Origin of the sequence: Ancylobacter mangrovi (genome assembly GCF_024752335.1) — a bacterium.
Classification (GTDB): Bacteria; Pseudomonadota; Alphaproteobacteria; order Rhizobiales; family Xanthobacteraceae; genus Ancylobacter; species Ancylobacter mangrovi.
The window spans coordinates 20,332-39,127 of sequence record NZ_JANTHY010000012.1; the positions used below are offsets into that span (position 1 = coordinate 20,332).

General features: G+C 62.1%; 17 protein-coding genes. 8 read left to right on the top strand and 9 right to left on the bottom strand.

The window, feature by feature from the left end:
* Positions 1-292 precede the first annotated feature (292 nt).
* The gene (locus NVS83_RS22335) at positions 293-919 is read left to right on the top strand and encodes a tyrosine-type recombinase/integrase (protein WP_258732750.1); all 627 of its coding nucleotides are present in this window, start codon (positions 293-295) and stop codon (positions 917-919) included.
* 75 nt (positions 920-994) lie between these two features.
* Here NVS83_RS22335 and NVS83_RS22340 read toward each other — a convergent pair whose 3' ends face one another.
* Complete coding sequence (locus tag NVS83_RS22340; protein WP_258741431.1) at positions 995-2,116, bottom strand: Fic family protein; 1,122 nt, start codon at positions 2,114-2,116, stop codon at positions 995-997.
* Between the two features lie 171 nt (positions 2,117-2,287).
* On the opposite strand from NVS83_RS22340, the gene NVS83_RS22345 reads away from it, so the two are divergent.
* Positions 2,288-3,187: an HNH endonuclease gene (locus NVS83_RS22345; protein WP_258741434.1), complete on the top strand. Its 900-nt coding sequence runs from the start codon at positions 2,288-2,290 to the stop codon at positions 3,185-3,187.
* A 10-nt stretch (positions 3,188-3,197) separates the two neighbouring features.
* Here the strand turns inward: NVS83_RS22345 and NVS83_RS22350 are convergent, their stop codons facing one another.
* Positions 3,198-5,510, bottom strand: coding sequence for a hypothetical protein (locus tag NVS83_RS22350; RefSeq protein ID WP_258741437.1), 2,313 nt, complete (start codon positions 5,508-5,510; stop codon positions 3,198-3,200).
* Between the two features lie 332 nt (positions 5,511-5,842).
* Positions 5,843-6,721 (bottom strand): BrxR family transcriptional regulator, encoded by an 879-nt coding sequence (locus tag NVS83_RS22355; protein WP_258741440.1) that lies wholly within the window; start codon positions 6,719-6,721, stop codon positions 5,843-5,845.
* 84 nt (positions 6,722-6,805) lie between these two features.
* Here NVS83_RS22355 and NVS83_RS22360 point away from each other — a divergent pair, with 84 nt between their 5' ends.
* The 4 genes from NVS83_RS22360 to NVS83_RS22375 all read left to right on the top strand — a co-directional run bounded on the left by NVS83_RS22360 (position 6,806) and on the right by NVS83_RS22375 (position 9,992).
* A complete protein-coding gene (locus NVS83_RS22360) occupies positions 6,806-7,093 on the top strand; it encodes a hypothetical protein (RefSeq protein ID WP_258741441.1) in 288 nt (95 codons plus the stop codon).
* 221 nt (positions 7,094-7,314) lie between these two features.
* Positions 7,315-8,331, top strand: a complete 1,017-nt coding sequence (locus NVS83_RS22365) for a CBASS cGAMP-activated phospholipase (protein WP_374115104.1) — start codon at positions 7,315-7,317, stop codon at positions 8,329-8,331.
* A gap of 5 nt (positions 8,332-8,336) precedes the next feature.
* On the top strand, positions 8,337-9,527 hold the full coding sequence (locus tag NVS83_RS22370; RefSeq protein WP_258741515.1) for a nucleotidyltransferase domain-containing protein: 1,191 nt from the start codon (positions 8,337-8,339) through the stop codon (positions 9,525-9,527).
* On the top strand, positions 9,528-9,992 hold the full coding sequence (locus NVS83_RS22375; RefSeq protein ID WP_258741445.1) for a type II CBASS E2 protein: 465 nt from the start codon (positions 9,528-9,530) through the stop codon (positions 9,990-9,992).
* 225 nt (positions 9,993-10,217) lie between these two features.
* On the opposite strand, the gene NVS83_RS22380 is transcribed toward NVS83_RS22375, so the two are convergent.
* The 6 genes from NVS83_RS22380 to NVS83_RS23580 form a co-directional block, all read right to left on the bottom strand.
* On the bottom strand, positions 10,218-11,057 hold the full coding sequence (locus tag NVS83_RS22380; protein ID WP_258741446.1) for a hypothetical protein: 840 nt from the start codon (positions 11,055-11,057) through the stop codon (positions 10,218-10,220).
* Positions 11,054-12,775 (bottom strand): AAA family ATPase, encoded by a 1,722-nt coding sequence (locus NVS83_RS22385; protein WP_258741448.1) that lies wholly within the window; start codon positions 12,773-12,775, stop codon positions 11,054-11,056. Before NVS83_RS22385 ends, NVS83_RS22380 begins: the two co-directional genes overlap by 4 nt.
* Positions 12,776-13,153: 378 nt before the next feature.
* Entirely contained in the window at positions 13,154-14,500 is a 1,347-nt protein-coding gene (locus NVS83_RS22390) for an RNA-binding domain-containing protein (RefSeq protein WP_258741449.1), read from the bottom strand.
* Positions 14,501-15,088: 588 nt separating this feature from the next.
* The gene (locus NVS83_RS22395; RefSeq protein ID WP_258741450.1) at positions 15,089-15,316 is read right to left on the bottom strand and encodes a DUF1127 domain-containing protein; all 228 of its coding nucleotides are present in this window, start codon (positions 15,314-15,316) and stop codon (positions 15,089-15,091) included.
* A gap of 329 nt (positions 15,317-15,645) precedes the next feature.
* Complete coding sequence (locus NVS83_RS22400) at positions 15,646-16,152, bottom strand: Spy/CpxP family protein refolding chaperone (protein ID WP_258741455.1); 507 nt, start codon at positions 16,150-16,152, stop codon at positions 15,646-15,648.
* 28 nt (positions 16,153-16,180) lie between these two features.
* Positions 16,181-16,513: a GCG_CRPN prefix-to-repeats domain-containing protein gene (locus tag NVS83_RS23580; protein ID WP_374115105.1), complete on the bottom strand. Its 333-nt coding sequence runs from the start codon at positions 16,511-16,513 to the stop codon at positions 16,181-16,183.
* A 32-nt stretch (positions 16,514-16,545) separates the two neighbouring features.
* Between NVS83_RS23580 and NVS83_RS22410 the strand changes: the two genes are divergently transcribed.
* Positions 16,546-17,421, top strand: a complete 876-nt coding sequence (locus NVS83_RS22410) for a response regulator (RefSeq protein WP_258741457.1) — start codon at positions 16,546-16,548, stop codon at positions 17,419-17,421.
* Positions 17,418-18,758, top strand: a complete 1,341-nt coding sequence (locus tag NVS83_RS22415) for a sensor histidine kinase (RefSeq protein ID WP_258741458.1) — start codon at positions 17,418-17,420, stop codon at positions 18,756-18,758. Before NVS83_RS22410 ends, NVS83_RS22415 begins: the two co-directional genes overlap by 4 nt.
* Positions 18,759-18,796 lie beyond the last annotated feature (38 nt).

Below are 18,796 nucleotides of genomic sequence, written 5' to 3' on the forward strand. Positions count from 1 at the left end.
GACCTGTGACACTAAGTGCTGGGCGGTAGTGGCTTCAGAGTCAGAACGCTGCAATCATCAGCGCTAGGGACATCAAGACTCCGGGCCCGTCCCTCAATCCTGCCCCTGCGGTCGCACACCATAGCAGAGTCTCGCAACCCAAGGGGCCCAGGCGAACAGCGGCCACCCGCCAAAGTCCTCTTTCGTCGTTCATTTCAATGTCAGCTTCTGGCGCTGGCATCCCGCCGACCTCTTCGCGGCCGGGTCTTATGGCATTAGCCTAATTGGGGCTGCTCCTCGGAAGGAGGATGCCATGCACGTCAATCAAGAGATCCACTCACAGCACGAGCCTTGGAACGCCGGCCGGATCGTCGGAGCCAAACCTCCCCTGAAGCCCAAGCACATATGGGCCCTGCGCACGCGGCTGCAAATTGCCAACCGGGTGCGCGATCTCGCTATGTTCAACCTTGCCATCGACAGCAAGCTGCGTGGCTGCGATCTGGTCACACTGAAAGTCGGCGACGTATTCTCCGGCAGCGGCATTCGCGCGAGATCAGTGGTCGTCCAGCACAAGACCGGCCAGCCGGTCCCCTTCGAGATCACCGAACCGACGAAGGACGCTCTCGCTGCGTGGCTCGCAATCCGGCGCGCAAAGGGAAGCGATTGGCTTTGGCCAAGCCGCAGCCATAGTGGAGGACACGTCACAACTCGGCAGTATGGGCGACTCGTCGACCAATGGGTCAGCCTGATCGGCCTCAACCCGGCGGATTACGGGACGCACAGCCTACGGCGAACAAAAGTCTCCATCCTTTACAAGCGGACCGGAAATCTGCGTGCCTGCCAGCTCCTGCTCGGTCACACGAAGCTCGAAAGCACCGTGCGGTATCTCGGGATCGAAGTTGACGACGCCTTGAGCCTATCGGAGCAAACGGAGATTTGAGGTTCGGCACATCAGCGATGCTTGCCGTGGTACCCAAGCCAGTCCTCGGAGTATTGGGCCGCATTGCTCCCGGAATCATGGTTTGCAGGCTGCTCCCGGCAGATTCAGATGGTAGCGCGTATATCGGCGCTCGCCGGTTCGCGTCAGGGCGCCTTTCTCGACCAGATCGTGCAGGTCACGCGTGGCGGTCGGACGAGAAGTGCCGGTGATCGCGATGTAGTTCTCCGCGCTCAGGCCACCCGTGAATCCGCCGGGGCCTTCACGGAATAGCCGGGCGATCACCTTCTCCTGGCGGTCGTTCATTTTGTCGCGGAAGCGATCGTAGAAGTGCGTCTTGGCGATGTGGAAGGCGACGCGGCCCAGTGTCGTCCGCTGGGCTGTGACGATCGTCTCGGCGAAATAGATCAGCCAACCGGTGATATCGAGCGTCCGCTGGTGGACTTCGAGCTGGTCATAATAGGCCTTGCGGTGCTGCTCGATGGTATGGGCGAGTGCGATCAGCGTCGGTTGACCGATGTTCTGCGCGAGGGACTTTTCCGCGACGGCGCGACCAATCCGGCCGTTGCCATCCTCGAAGGGGTGGATGCTCTCGAAATAAAGATGTCCAATCCCGGCCCGGGTTAGCGCAGGCAGCGGCGCGCCACCGTTCGGTGCCGAGCCGTTGAACCAAGCGAGATAGGCGGTCATCTCCCCGGGAACCCGAAAGGATGGCGGGGCCTCGAAATGCACCGTGGGCCGATGGTAACGGCCGGACACGATCTGCATCGCGTCTTCATGACGGCGATAGCCGCCGACCGTCTCCAGATGCCGGCTGTCCGTCATCAACATGTAGTGCCAGCGGAACAGAGTGCCGTCGTCCAGCGGATCCGCCCAACTCCGGTACAGATCAGCCATCATCTGCGCGATGCCGCGCTCCTTCGGCTTCACGGTGCGATCGTCGGTGTCGAGGCCGAATTGCCGGCGCAGGGAGGATTGCACACTCATGCGATCCAGGGTCTCACCCTCGATCGCGCTGGTCTTGACCGCCTCCTCGCTGAGGAACTCGATCCGCAGCAGGTCGCGATCATCGTCACCCACATGCCGGACCGCGCCGATCACCTCACCGGAGAGCAGCAGGAAGTGCTGCTCCAGCGGCTCAAGGGCGGCCGGATCGTAGGTAAAATGCGGCCAATGGAGCTGCGTCCAATTCCATGCCATGAGCGATAGAGCCTCCTCTATAGCTCATATAATAGCGAATATGTGATTTATAGAAAGCCGTCCTATCGCTCACATGGCCCACGGGCCGAAGTGCGTAGTGAAACGGAGGGTGCGACTTTCTCCTCCCTGGCGCCGAAAACTCAATATGATGACGCGGATCAAGGATGGGACATGGGATTCGGCGTCTTCATTCACCGCTCGGACTCGATCTACGACGACAGCCCGGCCGAGCGATATCAGTTTCCACCACAGTATCTCGGGCGGGTCGAGGCCTGTGTCGGCGGCTGGATCATCTATTACGAACCACGCAAGGTGGCGGAAACCCGCGGCTATTTCGCGATCGCCAGGGTTGAACGTGTGGTGCCCGATCCGACGGCGCCCGGCATGTATCTGGCGCTGATCGAGCCCGGCTCCTATCTCGATTTCGTCCATCCGGTGCCGTTCAGCGATGCGGATGGCGTCGTCGAGCGTGGCGTGCTGAATGAAGAGGGACGGATTTCAGGTCGCGCACAGGCCGCCGTGCGCGCGCTCTCGCCGGACGATTTCGATCGCATCATCCGGCTCGGGCTGGATGACAGCGAACCGTTGCTTCCGCGCGTCGACGATGGTGCACCGCTCGCCGGATTCCATGAAGAGCAGGCACCGTTCGTATTCGAGCAGCCCCGGGAACGCATCAGCACTCTGTCATCGCGGATCGTGCGGGATCGGGTTTTCCGGCGGGTGGTGCTGCGCGCCTATGACGAGCGTTGCGCGATCAGCGGGCTCAAGCTCATCAATGGCGGCGGGCGGGCCGAGGTGGCCGCAGCACATATCCGGCCGGTGGAAGCCAACGGCCCCGACATCGTCAGCAACGGCCTGGCATTGTCGGGCACCGCGCACTGGATGTTCGATCGCGGTCTGATCAGCCTCTCGGATAATCTGGAGATCCTCATCTCCCGGCAGGTCAACGACCCCGATGGTGTGCGGGCCTTCATCAACCGGAGCGGCCGCGCCATCGCGCCGAAAAAGACGTTCGAGCGGCCGCATCCGCATTTCCTGCAATGGCACCGGGAACACTGTTTCAAGCAGTGAAGCGATACTGCTACGCCGCCTCCCAGACGCGGTTCAGGATCTGTGCGGCGAGCGCCGCCTTGTCCTGCGGCAGGAAGCGCCCATAGTGCTTGGCCACCATGTCGGGCGTGTCCTGAATGGCGTAGCTTGCCTGCTCGTAGGAGCCGGTCTGCTTCAGGATATGGGTGGCGAGCACGTCGCGGACATTGTGTGGGCCGTGCGGCAGCAGCCCCCTGATGGCGCCGCGACCCGTATAGGGGTTGTGGATGCCGTAGCGCTGGATCGCGAGCCGCCACGCCTCATAGAAGGTGTTCTGGTCGTACGCGGCGTCCTTGCTGGTGAGTTTCACCGTCTTTACGAACAGCGTGCCGGGATCGGCGGCATTCTTCAGCAGTGCTCTCCGGTGCCGGTCGATATAGGCGTCGAGATAGTGGTAGAGCCCGCCGAGGTCCGGCAGGATCAACCGGAACGGCTTGCTGCCAAAAAAGGACGAATTCGCGTTCTTGAACGCGACGGAGGGGATGAACACTTCCCAGCCTCGATCGCGCTCGCTCCAGCGCAGTTCGCCGCGCTTCAGTTCCGTGAGGCGACGTTCCGAGCTTGGAATATGTCCGCGCGGGCAGACGAGGAGCTGGCGCAGGTTCTTCTGGCGTAGCCCGAGATGGAGGCCAAGCCGGAGCATCAGGAAAGCCCTCACGGCTTCAGCGGCGGCGCGCGGGTAGCGCTTCTCGTCCGGCATCAGCCGCAGGATCTCCTCGGTGATCTTGCGGTATTCGCCCACAGGACTGTCGGCTTCCAGCACGACCATGATCGGCTCGAAGGGATCGCGATGGATGCGCGCGACACGTTGGACTTCCCTGGCGCGGGCAAGTCCGTGCTTGTGCATCTGCTCGCAGGCGCCGGCCCAGTCGGCGCGGACCGTGGCGATGTCGCGCTCGGTGATGAGATTGGGAATGGGCTTGATCCGATCAGCGAGCTGCGGGCTCTGACGCAGCCACCCGGTGTCGACCCGCGTCAATGCAATGGCAATGCGCAGCATGTCGACTTCCCATGCGGTATAGAAGCCACGCCGACGTTCGCGCCATTGGATGTACCAGTCCCAGACGATTGGAAAGACGAGAAGACCGAAGGTGAGGCTCTCCAGCGGCACGCCGAAACCGTGCACGGCCCCGCTCGGCGCCGCCGCCAGAGCGCCAAACATCAGGCCGAGATGCTCGACCTTCTGCGAGGCGGTCTCCTCGCCCCAGACGCCATTGCGCTGATAGCCGAAGGCTGTCAGCGTCGCCGTCTTGAAACGGACGAGGTCCGCCATCTCCTCGGAAAGCTGGACTGGTGCATCGACAGCGGTGACCGCAAGCTCGGGATCGGGCAGGCTACCATCCTCTTCCCGGCAAAAGCGATAGAGCCCGCGCGGGCGCGTGGATTCGCCGAGCAGACCGGGAAAACGCACCGCGTAGCGCTGTCTCATCGCGGCCGCCTGGAACCGACGATATTCCGTTGATCCGGAAATCACCACGCGCTGCACCCATTCGAGGATTTCCTCCCGTTCCTTCAGCGGACGGCGATCGAAGTCGAAGGGCAGGTGCCAGGCGAGGCGTCGCCGCTCGGCGCGACTGATGCCGGCAATGGCGCCAGCCGAGGTGCAGCGGTCGGTCATCGGTAATTTGTGCCTGAAATAGCCGGACGGCAGGCGATAGCGCCGCTCGATGAACTCCAGCGCCGCAAGGCTACGGGCTGCGCGCGGCACCTTCACGCCGCGCCGCCACATGTTGAGGGTCGTCTCGTCGACCTGACTGGCGCCGTTCGCCAGGACGTGCGCGAGATGCTTCGAACTGTCGCCGTGCCGGCGCATGTGAAGGTCAAGAGCATCGGCGAAGGTTGCGGGATCGTCCCATGGCTTGCCGTCGCTCTCCGGAAACTCCACGATTGGTCTTGCACGCACGCCGGGCTTGCGGCGCGGCGGAGCGGGCGTCTCCGGTGGTCGATTGGAATCTGCTGACTCTGCAGGGTTACGGTGCGCAGTCACACGAGGTGCCCGGCGAGATGCGACGCGGCTCACCTTCCTTGGGTGGAGTCCTCCATTCTGGCGAACGTCCCGCGTCAGGGCATCGAGGCCGGGCGAGAGGACACGCGTGGCGCGTTTGAGGTCGGCATGACCGACGCTGCAGGCATCCGATATGGCGAGCCAGTCGTAGTCGTGCCCGGCCTTTGGCGGAGACGTCCGGGCGGCGAACAGCCCGAGAAGCCAGTTCTGGAACAACGCTGCATCGCGCGGGGATAGGATGGTGGTGGCGCGCTGCTGGCAGAATTTCTCCAGCATGCGCGCAAAGGTCAGTCGGGGCATGTTTGATCAGAAGGACGCAATGGTGAGGAGGCGAATCGCCTCGGGGCGGGCAGCATTTCTCGGCAATGGAGATCGCTCGCGAAAGCCCTTCAAGCCGTTGATCCACTGATCGATTAAGCGAATTGCGATGTCGGCCCGCTGCGTGATCGGAGCGTTGACGAACGCGCGGTCACGCTCAACTACATCTGCCTACAACGTCCGGTTTCGGACATCTCATCAACGTCAGCTCCTGGCGCCGGAGCATCGCAGGGCGATCTATTTTAGGATCGCGTGAGTGGCATTAGCCCAATTGGGGCCAGTCTTCGTCCAGCTTCAGCGGCGACGAGTGCGTGTTATCGTGACATGGATGCGGGATCTATCTGCGGAAACCGCTTCGCAATCAGAAGCTTCGTGTGAATTTTGGCCTGATTGATCTGCTCATGAATCTCGTCAAGGTTTTCGAGTTCGATCTGAAGTCGCTCAGGAGTCAACTGTATGGTGGTCGGTAAATCTAGGTTGAGTCGCCTAATAAGATAGTAGGCTAGGCAGGCTGGCACCTCCACGTTTCGTCGGCCCTCGGTCATCCCGAAGTCTTTTTCAATGGCATTTCGCTGCTGAGCAGAGAGACCGCGATGCGGCCGCAGGCGCAACACCACCCTAGTATGCCAAGCTGCATCGTCAGCCGAATCGTACTCTACGCTCGACGTGCTTCCGAATTCATCCATCCTGGAAAGAACGAAATCCCGGAATTCTAAATTCTCGCAACACCAGGCGCGAACATGCCATCGAAAGCCATCATGGGCCAGCGCATGGGGAGCGATCATGCGCCTGCGCGAGCTAGTCAGAGATTGATAGCGAATTTCGATGGCTTCTCGATCGCGCATGACCTGCAGAATGAGGCGCATGCAATCGGCGGGGATGTCGCGTGCGATATCAGGCGCGATGGCGACATTCGGGATGTCTTTGAACCAGATATCCTTGCGTGGAATGACGCCTGACAGAAAGGCGCGCAACTGCAGGAGCAGGCGGTCGGCCGAAGGCTTGAGAAAGTGCGGCATGAACTTCGCCGCTGGACGATACCCTCGGGCGGTTTGCTCCATATTGTTTGGCGCAATCTCTCGATAACGTCGCAGGTCAACAGACGCTTGCGGGGTCGAGATATCGAAAGCGCTTTCGAGGTCGCTTCGGATGACGCGGCCCTCCCAGAACATCTTCCATTCCAGGAATTCCATGCGCCGTTGGTGCGTCCATGAGGGACGGTCAGTTGGTTCGCTCATCTCACCCCTATTAACTCTTGACCCGTATCAAAAATATAGATGTATAATACCGATGCGGGTCGGATTCACGATCCGCCGTTTTGCCGACATGAGCAAGGCAAAGCGTCAGTCTGGATCGAGAAAGTGGAGGACGGCCCCGTGGCCACGAACTCAGGAAAAGGCTTTCGGCGCGGCTCGGTAACGGGTCGCACCCAATTCGAGCGGCCTGATGGGCTCTTCCAGAAGCGCAACGAGCGCACTGGTGAGTTCATGGAGGTCAAACAATCCTCAGGCAAGTTCAAGGGGGTGGCGCGCGAGCCTGATGGCCGTGACACCGAGAATTCCTGATCGCTGGCGATGAGCGATGCGAGTCGCGGCAGCGGTAGTCGGCGATCGGGACTTGGCTGTCGCGGTCGCCGACGAACGTTTCATCTCTGCCGTTCCACAGCAAAGGCGCGGACGGGAAACCGTGGATTTTCGGCGGTCGTTGCTATCTGGAGTTGTGACAGCGCAGTCAAGCTCGGCTCGGTATCGTGCCACGGTTCGTATCCAGCGAAGGGATGAGAAAAGTGACGCTGCCCGGCCCAGTTTCTGACGCTCCGCCGATCCGCCGGCTGCTCTGCATCGACGGCGGCGGAATCATGGGGACGTTGCCGGCGTCGTTTCTCGCCTCGCTGGAAGAAGACCTTGACCGGCCCATAGGGGACTACTTCGATCTCATCGCGGGAACCTCGACCGGCGGAATCCTGGCGATCGGCCTGGCGATGGGCATTCCCGCGCGTGAGCTCCTTGACCTGTATGTTCACCGTGGCCCACACATTTTCGGGCAATCGGGCGGAGCGCTGGCGACGCTTACTGGCGACATGTGGCGTCGCCTCAAGCATGTGTTCGCGCCCAAGCACGATGCCGATCTGCTCCGGAGCGAACTGATCTCCGTTCTCGGCGGCCGACGCATCGGCGAGGCTACAGCCCGGCTCGTGATCCCAGCATGGGATGCTGATCATCGCGGTGTCTATATCTTCAAGACGGCGCATCACCCTCGCCTCAAGACCGACTACAAGCGCCTCGCCGTCGATGCCGCGATGGCGACCGCGGCTGCGCCCACCTACTACAAGCGCCACCGCACCGCTGAGGATGTGGGGCTGCTGGATGGTGGGGTCTGGGCGAACAACCCGATCGCGTTGGCGGTGGTCGAGGCCATCACCTTGCTCGGCTGGCCCGCCAGTAGCCTGCGCGTGCTGAGCCTCGGCTGTGTCAACGAGGTCTACATGATCGGCGAGGCCGCCGGCTTGGGCGGGCTCGCGAAAGACGTGACGAGGCTGTTCATGGACGGACAGTCGCACGGCGCGCTCGGCATGGCGAAATTGCTCACCGGCCATGAATACGAGCGCAATGCCATCTTCCGGTGCTGTCCGGATGTGCCGAAGGACTTCTTCAAGCTCGACGATACGCGCAGGGTCAAGCAGCTCAAGGGCATGGGCGCCTCGTCTGCGCGTAAGGAGAGGCCCCGCCTCGAGCCGGTGTTCCTAACCGGTCCGGCCGAGGTGTTTCATCCCTTCTATCCGCTGAAAGGAGCCGAGTTGTGAACAAGATGTTCAGGGCGGCAGTGCAACCCCATGTGCTCATGCGCAAGATCGAGATTTACTCGCTCCTCGATGATATCTGCCGGGCGCTGGAGCTAACCGCCGCTCAGCTCGAGGTTGCGCGGACCAGCTACGAGGCGGTGGCAGAGTGGCTCTCGGCTTCTGACAATCCCCTTCTGAAGTGGATCGAGATTTACGCGCACGGCTCGACCGGCCTCGGCACGACGGTCAGGCCCCTCCTGCGCGAGGACTTCGACGTTGACCTCATCTGCAAAGTGCTGCGTTTCGCAGCCGACCGGCCTCCGGCGGAACTGAAGCGTATCGTCGGCGAGCGCCTGAAGGAGAATGCGCGCTACGCCGGCATGCTTGAGGAAAAGAAGCGCTGCTGGCGCCTGAACTACGCGCGCGAATACCATCTCGACATTTCGCCGACGATCATCAATGCCCAATGCAGCAATGGCGGCGAACTGGTTCCGGACAAGAAGCTTCGGGAATTCAAGCCGACGAATCCGAAGGGGTACAAGGCACTCTTCGAGCGCCGGGCGGCATTGATTCCGTCGCTGCGGGTCGGCAAGACGGTGGTGGCCCAGGATCGGGCCAACGTCGAGCCCTTCCCTGTGCACGGGGTCGTCAAGGGCATCCTTCGGCGGACCGTACAGATCCTGAAGCGTCACCGGGACGTGCACTTTCAGGAGGTCATCGAGGATATCGCGCCGATTTCCATCATCATCACCACCTTGGCAGCTCAGGCCTACGAGTACTGCGTCAAGACCTTCACCTTCGATTCCGAACTCGACGTCCTGGTGGCAACCATCCGGCTGATGCCGCACTTCATCGATCAGCCGGTGGTGAATGGTCGGCGGATGTACGTGGTGGCCAACGAGACCACCGTCGGCGAGAACTTCGCCGAGCGCTGGAACACCGAGCCGGCCCGCGCCGCGGCGTTCTATTCGTGGCACGCGAAGGCACTTGCCGACTTCGAGGCCCTGCCGGATCTGGAGGGCATCGATGTGATCGCGCGCAGCCTTGGAAGGAGCCTCGGAAGTGCCATTGTCGGCAAGGTGGTCGACGCCCGTGCGGGTGCGGTCTCGCGAGCGCGCGTGGACAAGAAGCTTTATGTTGCTCCTGCGGTCGGGCTTACGCTTTCGAGCGGCGCCAATGCGACGCCGGTGCGGCCCAACACGTTCTTCGGGGATTAGATGTTCTCCCGCGCCCGCCCTGACCTGACGCCGGCGCAGCAATATGCGTTTCTGCGCGCCAATCCAATCTGTCCGGGGATGGGTCGACTTCACGCAACGGGCTTGGTCTGGGAGTACCGCGACAAACCGACCGCTCTCAGCCGCGAATATGTCATGCGCATCACGTTCCAGCGGGGCGGCACACCGGACGTGTTCGTCAAGAGCCCCGACCTGTTGGAACTGGCGGCTAGCAGACCATTGCCGCATGTGTACCATGATCCCTTGCGTCTTTGCCTCACCCTGCCGGGGACACACGAGTGGACGGGTACGATGCGCATCGATCAGACCTTTGTACCCTGGGCCACGACATGGCTTTACTATTTCGAGGAGTGGCTGGTCTCGGATGAGTGGAAGGGTGGCGGCGAGCATCCCGATCCTGACAGTGGCGAGCGCTACAACCGAAGGGTACGGCGTGCCACGCGGTAACCGTACAAATTATCGTACGTCTTCTTCTAAGGATCGACGAGGTCTGATGCGCTTGGCGGCTTGTGGCACGAGGCTGATGTCTGCTTATCGGCAATCATCCGGTGTCAGCTTCTGGCGCTCACCGGCGTGCTATTCCCGGTAGCGCTATCGACGTTGGGATTGGCCTTTGTACTGGCGAGTGCGCGACCCCCGCGGGGTCGACCCCGCCGCCAGCGTCGATCTTACTCAGAGGTATGCAGGAAGGTCGCTGGTGGTTAGGTAGGCCATGAGGAGCGCGTTGCTCAGAACTGCATCATAGAACACGTGGTCCCAGCAGTTCGGCCCTGCCAATCGTGCGGCATCACGAAACGACCCTAGCGTTGCCGCTACGTCAGACCCAGCGGTGCGCAGGTTCGAGGCGTTGCGGAGAAGGCGCGTGTACTGGGTCGTGAACCAACCGCCGAAGCGTTGAGGGATACCGAGCTCCCGTAGGTGAGTTTCCACGACAGGCGCGATCGCTGCGTCCAGACCAGCACGCACGGCCAGTATATGGGTCGGCGCATTGAACGGCGGCTCGATAGTGAGAGTGACGAGCTGCTCGTCGGCGGCCGTGTCGAAGTAGGGGTGTAGGAAGAAGCGCGGTGATTGCCCGTCGCCCGTTTTTGAGCACTTAGCCCGCTGGCACGTCCCGCACATTGGCGCGAGGTTGTGCGGGAGCACCACGAAGTGGGGGTAGTGCTCTTGCGGCAGATAGTGGTCGAGGGTGTCGGGGACGCCGCGATCGCCGCAGGCCGGACATTCCAACAGGCCGTGGTTCTTCCGCATTGCGCGAATGATGGGTTCTTGGACCTGCCCGGGCCGCGGATGGCTGTACAGACTGTAGAATTTCGCGCGGTCCGCTTGGATAGCCTGCCATCGCGGGTTGAAAGACGGCGCGCCTTGGGTCTCCATGTAGGTCTGGACCCGCTGCTTCCACTCGTCGGCGTGCTGGGTAAAGAAGGCAGCGTTCTGGCCGGCCTGCCGCTCCGCCACGAGCTGGTCGACCATGGCCACGCTATTGAAGGCTGGCGGCTGAAGGCGCTTCATGCCCGCCCCGCGGCCACGGCGCGGATACGGATCACGAGCTCCTCGTTCACGTCGGTACCGAGTGCCGCCAGGAGGGCGTCTGCCGAGGGGTACTGGCTGAGCTGCTCCCTGATCCACGCCTCATAGGGCTTCGCCGCGGTCCGGTCGCCGAACACGTAAGAACTGATCCTTTGGATATCGCCGGCGAACGTCTGGAAGGGCGGGGTGTCGATCCGGATTCCGTCGTCCGTACGCTGGAAGACGTGGACGCAGTCGCGGGGCGTCTCTCGGACCACAACCTCCGAATGCGTCGCCATCAGAGCCTTCGAGGTGAGGCTCGCAAGAATCCCCTTGAGCATGTCGATGAACTGGATCTCGAGCGTCGGATGCAGAAAAAGCTCCGGCTCGTCCACCACGATCAAGCTGTTGCGTCGGATCGCGCCAAGCACATTGATGACGACGTACGAGAAAAGGGACTGCCCGGAGCTCAGCCGAAGCTTCACGCCGTTCTTGATGAATGAGACGCCCTCGTCAGCCAGAAGCGCGGCCCGGATGGCGCCCACATCGGCGTTCGCCACGTCGGCGTGGCGGATGGGAAGGTAAAGAATGTCCCCGATCCGGATCGTAGTCAGACCAGCAGGTGCTAAAGATCCGTCGCCGGTGCCATCCGACCTGACCGCCACGGCCAAATAGTCGAAGTCAAGCGCTGTGAGCAGCACCTCGTACATCGTGCGCAGCTTGCCTGGCCAATCCGAGATGCTTCCGTAGCGCTGATCGTCACCGAGCGCGTCGACAAGCGAACCCGCTGCCTGGATACGTGGGAATCTAGTGTCGAAGATCGGCGGCGGCGGGGGCTTGTCGAACGAAAACTCGTCGTAATCCTCGTCTTCCGGAGGCGCGGCGGAGCGCCCGCGAAAACCGAAGTAGCGGTAGACGTCCCGGTCGGCGATAACGGCCTCCATCGTGTCGACCGGAAAGGCCTCCAAGGGACTGTAGGAGACGACCACGAGCTGACTGATGTTCGGAGGTTCCTCGAAGGCGGGCGCCGGCTCTGGCCCCCGCGTCCCAAGCCACGCGCGCACCATCTGCCGGAGCAGCTGCGACTTGCCAACGCCGTTAGGTCCTATCAGGACGTTGATGTCGTGTGGCAGCGGACCTTCTGATTGGAAGTTTAGCGCCAGTATTGATTCCTCGCCCATGGCGTCGGTGAAACGGAAGCGCGTGCTGGCGACCGTGACCTTACCATTCGCGAACAGCTGCCAGCCGTCGAGATAGGCCTTCACTGCTCCTCGCTCTCGCTGCAGTGAGACCCTGAAGTCCTCCGAGGCGGCGAGGGCGGCGGCGGCCTGGTCGCGATCGATCCGGACGAGGAAGCTCGCGTCGCGTAGGGCCCGCGCTACGTTGGTCGCACGTTCCTCGCCGAGGAGCGAGATGATTTGGGCGTAGAACTCGATTTCGGCTGGCACCGAGATATAGTTGACTCCGGGTATCGGAAACACGCCATCCCAGCCGCCTTTCCGCAGCTCGGACAGCCGCGTCATGGTGGTACCGACGCCCTCGATCAGCAGCTTGATGGACCCAAGGTCGACTTCCCGTCCGTCGATGCGTGCCGTTGTCTCGAAGAGCGTCTTGCGGCCGTAGTCATCCCAATTGTTGTCTAGAAGCTCAATGACGTTGCCTTCCCGTAAGGGAGAGGGCTTCTGACGCCGACCGGACCGGCCGAGGTAGACGACTTCCATTGTGCACGACCTCTCTTATGGTCACGTGGCGTGGCCTGATGCGCCATCGGCCGCGAGTTGCTCGCCAGCCCGCCGCGGCGCCACGTCACCATCTCCGAACCGTCTCAACCGCCTTCGTGCCTTGCATAGGCGAGGTTGCTTTGGCTGTGTAGTTCAGTTGCAGGCGAACGCCTCAGCGAAGGTCAGCTTCTCGCGCCCATCTAGGTGTCCGCTTCTGGCGCAGGACTGCATTGAGCCATTGACGGCACTGCCGGCCAATTTGATAGGGAGTCGCCTATTGGGCCAGATGCCGACCTCCGGCGGACAATCGCGGGCTATCTCAGGTAGCGGAGAAAATGCCCGCATTCCGGTACTGAGCTGAGCGACGTACGCCAAGCCTCAAAACCGACGCTCTCTCAAACGCATGATTTCTTCGGCGACCCCGCGTTGCGACAACGGGAAAAAGTCAAACATTTCATAGAGCCGCCCGAGGACGGGGAAAAGCACCTCAGCTAGATTATCATCGATCTGCTGGACTGTTGCGGATCCCTCTACCCGGACTTCGCTCACCCCGCGGCATGTCCGGTCACCGCCAAGCATGCGGCGACCATCGATCGACACGAGGCGTCTGTTCAATAAACCATGCCAACGGAACATGAACCGGAGCCGGGTCGCATTCCCGAGCTCCGCTCCCAGCCTCCTTGCAAAGAGAAGCGCCTCACCCGTGCGCCAGATTGGAAGACCATAGTCAAAGACCGTCCCAGGTGCGTGGCGGTCAAGACCATCCTCCTGAAAGCCGCGCTTCATGTAGAGAAGACCCTCCGGAGCAATCCACCAGAAATCTTGGTGACCTGGATCGTCGAAGCGCCGACCTTCGGGCGCGTCAAAGCCCAACCAAGTCTCAATCGCGCCCTCGACCGGATGAGGATCAAGCGGCTGACGGTTGAGTACTAGAAAGGCAGGCCAACCTGTAAGCTTGACGTTGTGAGCCACATCGATCTTCCGAAGCAATTCTGGCAGCCCCGGGCGTTCCAAATCGCCCTCGATCGCGATGGCGATATCGTATCCGCCCCGAGGAAAACGTGTCGCTGCATCAGCGGGCTGATTCGCGACCAGCGCTGCCCAGCGATCCTCGGCTCGAGCGATAAAGGTAATGAGTGGATCATCGGCAAGACCAGGCTGAGCGGCATCTCCAGCCGATCCCGCCATGATGACCCTGAACGCATCAAGCATGTCATCGCGGCGGGCCCGCAAGCATCCATCCAAGACCTGCGACCATTCCTCCGGCGTTCGAGCATCCTCGCTTTTGGGGCCGGGCTTGCGGACGTAAACCTTGTTTTGACTAACAACTCGATCACAGTCCCGAATCGTCATGATCGGCGTCCGATGGTCGCCGGGCACGATGACGACGGTATGTTCATTGCCGGTAACCGGATGCGTAGCGTGGTGGACGTCGCAGTGGAATGGCGGCTTAGCATACCGCGCGATTGCAGCGTTCACAGCATCGGCCCCGTAGCGCTGGATCTCAGCAGGTCTTGCCTCGCTGAGAAGTGCGCGCCCCGCTTGGTTATCCTCTCGGAAGCCGATGACGATTGCTCCGCCCCCGGAATTTGCGAGAGCCATCGCAGCTTTGGCGAGCTTCGCCTTGCCCGTATCGTCGGTAAGGTCTAGCCAACCCTTATGCTCGACCGTCATGGTCTCGTTAGGTTCCGCGACATAGCCCTCGATCTCTTGCCGCGTTGCCATTGGACCCGTCCCCAGCGTTCGATATTTATGTGCGCATCTGGGCGTGCACGACAAGTCTCGATCAACTATGGGGCGTAACGTCCTTGGGTAAATGTGCGGTGTCCGAGCGCTTCTGGGGACTGGCGCAAGCTAACGGCTCGCGCTGGCCCGGCGAACGTCAGCTTCCGGGTAGATCGTCAACGTCAACTTCTGGCGCCTCCATGACCTGTGATGCGGTAAGCCGCAACGTCTGCTTTCAGGAAACCGCAAGTCCGATCGCTACGGCCGAGATCGCGGCGCAAAACGGACGTCGCTGAAAGGGCCGTCGAGAGGCAGATATGGGTCAACGTACATCATAAGGCTATAGCGTACACATAGTCCTATTCTTGGTTGCTCGCAGCCCGCCAACCTCACCGATTTCCCTTTATGACCCGATATTGCCGCACGCCGGGCACCGATGAGGGTACTTCTGCTTGGTCCGGAGGCCGCCCGAAGGTGTGCGAGTGACCTATCCTCGTAAAAGTCGGTGCTGATGTTCGGCGCCAGGATGACACGCAGATCGCTGCATCCCAGATTCGTTCCCGGTGAGCGTCGACGGCGCAGGCAACCTCACGCGACGTGAACAAGATCAAGGCGAGGATTGGATCCCTCAACGTGGATGGCTCTGGTGGCACTACTAGCGGCGTGCTGCGCGAAATCCGGAATATCGCCGCGGCTGAGGCCGATATCGGCCAGCTGACGATCAGTTCGGGCCGACAACTCGTCGATGATCTCGTTATAGACACGACGCCGTGCAAAGGCCGCTCCGACGGCGAGGCGGATCTGTTCGATGCCCATGGCACTTCTCCTCGATGGTTCGTTGCTGCATTGCAGCGGAGACGGTGAGAATAGTGTGCAATGCAGCATGGAACAGCGACAATATTCGCAGTGGAGCTATGCATTCTCGGCGGGCGAACTGAGAGACGTTCGCACGTTGGGTCGAGGCCGTCAGAGGATCCGATGCCGCAGACCTGGATGCCACCGCTTGACCGGATCGATCCAGGAAAGCAGCTCGGATCGGTCGAGCTGAGGTCGAGCGCCGAGCCGGAACCGAAATGATTGCAGCGACATAGCATGCGCGCGGGCGGAGCGACCAAAAATCATCTCTCGCGCCAGAGTTGTTCTGGCTATCGTTCCTCTTCCTCGAAAAGCCAGAGCGATCTCGATGCTAGCGGCGCCTGAGGGTCGACCGTCATGCCGAGGAACGCTGGCATCCGATTCTTCTGTTCCTCGGTGAGCGCCGCGACGAATGGGCGGGCCGCCGTGACGAAGCTCCTCAGATCCTGACCGCGTGTGACCTCGGCGTCACCAATTCGGTCGAGCACATCAAGGAAATCCGCAGGCGGCTTGGCCTCCGCGCGCTGCTTTCCGCGCGCCATCGAATCCGCGGCCACCTTGCGGATCGACGCCTCCATCGGAGGCCATAGCTTCTCCTGCTCGGGCGTCAGTTCGAGTACTGTCTTGAGCGCCGCGAGGCGGGCGTTGAGGACCGCTTTCGCATCAGCATCGGAGTAGATTTCAATGACCTGGCCGTGCTGAGGAGCGGTCAGCGCATTCTGGGCGTGGGCAGCCGCTCCTGCGAGAAGTAGACAGCCGGAAATTGCCCCGCCGATGGCGATCGTAAGATGATTCATATCCATTCTCCGCAATGAAATCGGGCGTTTACTGCCAGGTGCCGTCCGGCAGTCGGCCGTGAAAGGGCGTGTCTCGGCAATGGCCCCACGGACCCCGCCAATAACCGGGAGGGCAACCATTCCCGGCGGCGTCGCCGCCATAGGGGCCGTAATAGCCGCCTGGATAGGGCCCCAAGCCAAATCTGTGACAGGCCCCGCCCGGCCCGCGATACCAGCCTGGTCCGCAGCCATTGGCAACGGGAACGATCTGCACCGTCGGCGCGGCGGGCAAGGAAGCCGGCAGCGGCAAGGCGACCGCCGACAACGCCGAGGCCATCAGAAATCCGAGTGCCGCTACGCATTTCAACAGAGGAGCCTTCATTCGAGTATCCTTCGTTTCATCGGGGATCGGTTATGCCGGCAGACCGCACGGCGGCGCCCGAAGACAGGTTTCAAAATGAACCTCCCCAGTGTGATCTGCCGGATCATGTCGCCACGCTTCGCCATTCCCACGACGCTAGCGGGCTCGCGCGTGCGCGTCTGTCAGGCGCCGACCTACAGCCTGTGCCCGACCGGTGTGATAGTCTTCCTGCCGATCTGGAAATGGTCATGAGCGGAGGAGATCGGGTGTCTGCTCCGGTCGGGCGCATTCTCATCATCGATGACCATCCGGTGGTGCTGTATGGGCTGCGCTTCCTGTTCGAGCGCGACGACCGTTTTGTCATCTGCGGGGAAGCCACCGGCAGCGCCGCCGCGCGCGCGCAGATGGCCGCGTTGAGACCGGACTATGTGATCCTCGACCTGGTGCTGGGTGGGCGTGATGGCGTCGAAATGCTGCGCGATCTTCTCGCTATCCAGCCGGATGCTCGCATCCTCGTCTATTCCAGCCAGAACGAGTGGACCTTCGCGCGGCGCGTCATCCGTGCCGGCGCGCGGGGCTACATCGCCAAGTCCGAGGGGCTCCCGGTCGTCGCCCAAGCGCTCGGCATCGTCGCCTCCGGCGGCATCTTCATCGGCGAGGCGGTGCGCCAACGCATGACGGAAACCTTCGATCCCGAGGCGGAGGCCGGCTTTACGTTACAGCTCGATCAGCTTTCCGACCGGGAATTGCAGGTGTTGCGTATGATCGGCGACGGCGAGACCAGCCGCGCGATCGCCAGGGCGCTCGGCCTCTCGATCAAGACGGTCGGCACCTATTGCGAGCGGATCAAGATCAAGCTGCAGCTCGAAAGCCTGAAGGATCTTGAGGCCCTCGCGCGCGACCATGTGCAGGGGCGCCTTACTCCGTGAGCGCCTCCCATCGCCTGCGCGACCTCCTCGACCCACGTGGCGGCGATGACGTGATGCGTCCGGACCGTCGGCTGCGGCTCAACCTGCGTCGCGTCGAACTCGCCTCCATCGCGCTGATCTTCGACGCCGCGGTCGAGGGCGTATTCGGCTATTTCCGCTCAAGCCTTGCCATGATGGTCCTGAGCGGGCTGGCCATTCTCGGTGCATTTGTCTTTCTGGGAGCCGCACAGCGTGGCCAGCAGGAAGAACGGCTGCGCCTCATCTGGCTGCCGGAGATATTCGTGGTGGTCGCCCTGCTGCTCTCGCAGGCTGTGGGCTATTTAATCTCACTCGGCGGACGCATCCCCAGCGGCTATGCGATGGTCTATCTCGCCGGGGCGGTCTTTTTCCTGATCCCACCGCGGCGCTTCGCGTGGATCGGTCTCGGGACCTTTCTGATCTTCGTGCTGTGGGTCTCGCTGCTCGCCGCCAGCCCGTTCGACAAGACGGTGGCGATCTTCAACACCGGGCTTGCCGTCGTCGCCGGCATATTCGGGCGGCGCGGCCTGCATCGCATGCAGGAGACCGAACAGAACCAGCAGATTCACATCGCGGCGCAGAACGAGGCACTGATCGCCGCCAATGAACGGCTCGGCCGTGCCAATGCTGAACTCGCCAGCCTCATGGCCATCGCCGCGCATGACCTGCGCAGTCCCTTGTTCGGGCTGCGCAACCTGCTCGACCTGGCAGCATCCCGGCTGGACGCCTCTTCGCACGCCCTGCACGATCTGTTGCGCGAGGCCAGCGAAAGCATCACCGTCATGCTGGCGCTGGTCGGCCGGCTGCTCGAGGCGCATGAGACGGAAGGACGCGCGGCCCGCCTCCGTGAGGGGGTGGATCTCGGCAAATCGCTGGAGCGGGCCCGTCAGCGCAGCGCCGCCACGGCGGCGGGTAGCGGAATTCGGATGAAGCTCGAAGTGCCGCCTCACCCCGTGCAGATCACAGCGGATGTGGAAGCACTCGACCAGATCTTCGACAATCTCGTCTCCAACGCCATCCGCTTCTCTCCGTCCGGCTCGACCATCCGCCTGCTCGTCGGGATCGAGGAGATGCCTTTCGCTGAAGTTATCGACGAAGGCGTCGGCATTCCAGCCGAGGAGCGCGAACAGCTTTTCGGCAAGTTTCGTCGGGGCGCGACACGGCCGGTCCACGGGCCCCGCGGATCGGGCCTCGGCCTCTATATTGTGCACACGCTCTCGCAGGCGATGGGAGCGGAGGTGAACTATCGCCCTGCGGCGACCGGCGGATCGATCTTCAGAGTGCGTTTTTCCGGCGCCATCACGCCCGCCTCAATCTGATTGTTCGGGAGGTACCTTTTTGCGCGTGACGCGCTTCC

Coding starts and splice junctions, on each gene's coding strand:
- NVS83_RS23580 (WP_374115105.1), bottom strand. CDS start 16,513: ATGAAGGCTCCTCTGTTGAAATGCGTAGCGGCACTCGGATTTCTGATG.
- NVS83_RS22335 (WP_258732750.1), top strand. CDS start 293: ATGCACGTCAATCAAGAGATCCACTCACAGCACGAGCCTTGGAACGCC.
- NVS83_RS22350 (WP_258741437.1), bottom strand. CDS start 5,510: ATGCCCCGACTGACCTTTGCGCGCATGCTGGAGAAATTCTGCCAGCAG.
- NVS83_RS22355 (WP_258741440.1), bottom strand. CDS start 6,721: ATGGAATTCCTGGAATGGAAGATGTTCTGGGAGGGCCGCGTCATCCGA.
- NVS83_RS22395 (WP_258741450.1), bottom strand. CDS start 15,316: ATGGGCATCGAACAGATCCGCCTCGCCGTCGGAGCGGCCTTTGCACGG.
- NVS83_RS22380 (WP_258741446.1), bottom strand. CDS start 11,057: ATGAAGCGCCTTCAGCCGCCAGCCTTCAATAGCGTGGCCATGGTCGAC.
- NVS83_RS22370 (WP_258741515.1), top strand. CDS start 8,337: ATGTTCAGGGCGGCAGTGCAACCCCATGTGCTCATGCGCAAGATCGAG.
- NVS83_RS22345 (WP_258741434.1), top strand. CDS start 2,288: ATGGGATTCGGCGTCTTCATTCACCGCTCGGACTCGATCTACGACGAC.
- NVS83_RS22375 (WP_258741445.1), top strand. CDS start 9,528: ATGTTCTCCCGCGCCCGCCCTGACCTGACGCCGGCGCAGCAATATGCG.
- NVS83_RS22385 (WP_258741448.1), bottom strand. CDS start 12,775: ATGGAAGTCGTCTACCTCGGCCGGTCCGGTCGGCGTCAGAAGCCCTCT.
- NVS83_RS22400 (WP_258741455.1), bottom strand. CDS start 16,152: ATGAATCATCTTACGATCGCCATCGGCGGGGCAATTTCCGGCTGTCTA.
- NVS83_RS22340 (WP_258741431.1), bottom strand. CDS start 2,116: ATGGCATGGAATTGGACGCAGCTCCATTGGCCGCATTTTACCTACGAT.
- NVS83_RS22360 (WP_258741441.1), top strand. CDS start 6,806: ATGTATAATACCGATGCGGGTCGGATTCACGATCCGCCGTTTTGCCGA.
- NVS83_RS22390 (WP_258741449.1), bottom strand. CDS start 14,500: ATGGCAACGCGGCAAGAGATCGAGGGCTATGTCGCGGAACCTAACGAG.
- NVS83_RS22410 (WP_258741457.1), top strand. CDS start 16,546: ATGCCGGCAGACCGCACGGCGGCGCCCGAAGACAGGTTTCAAAATGAA.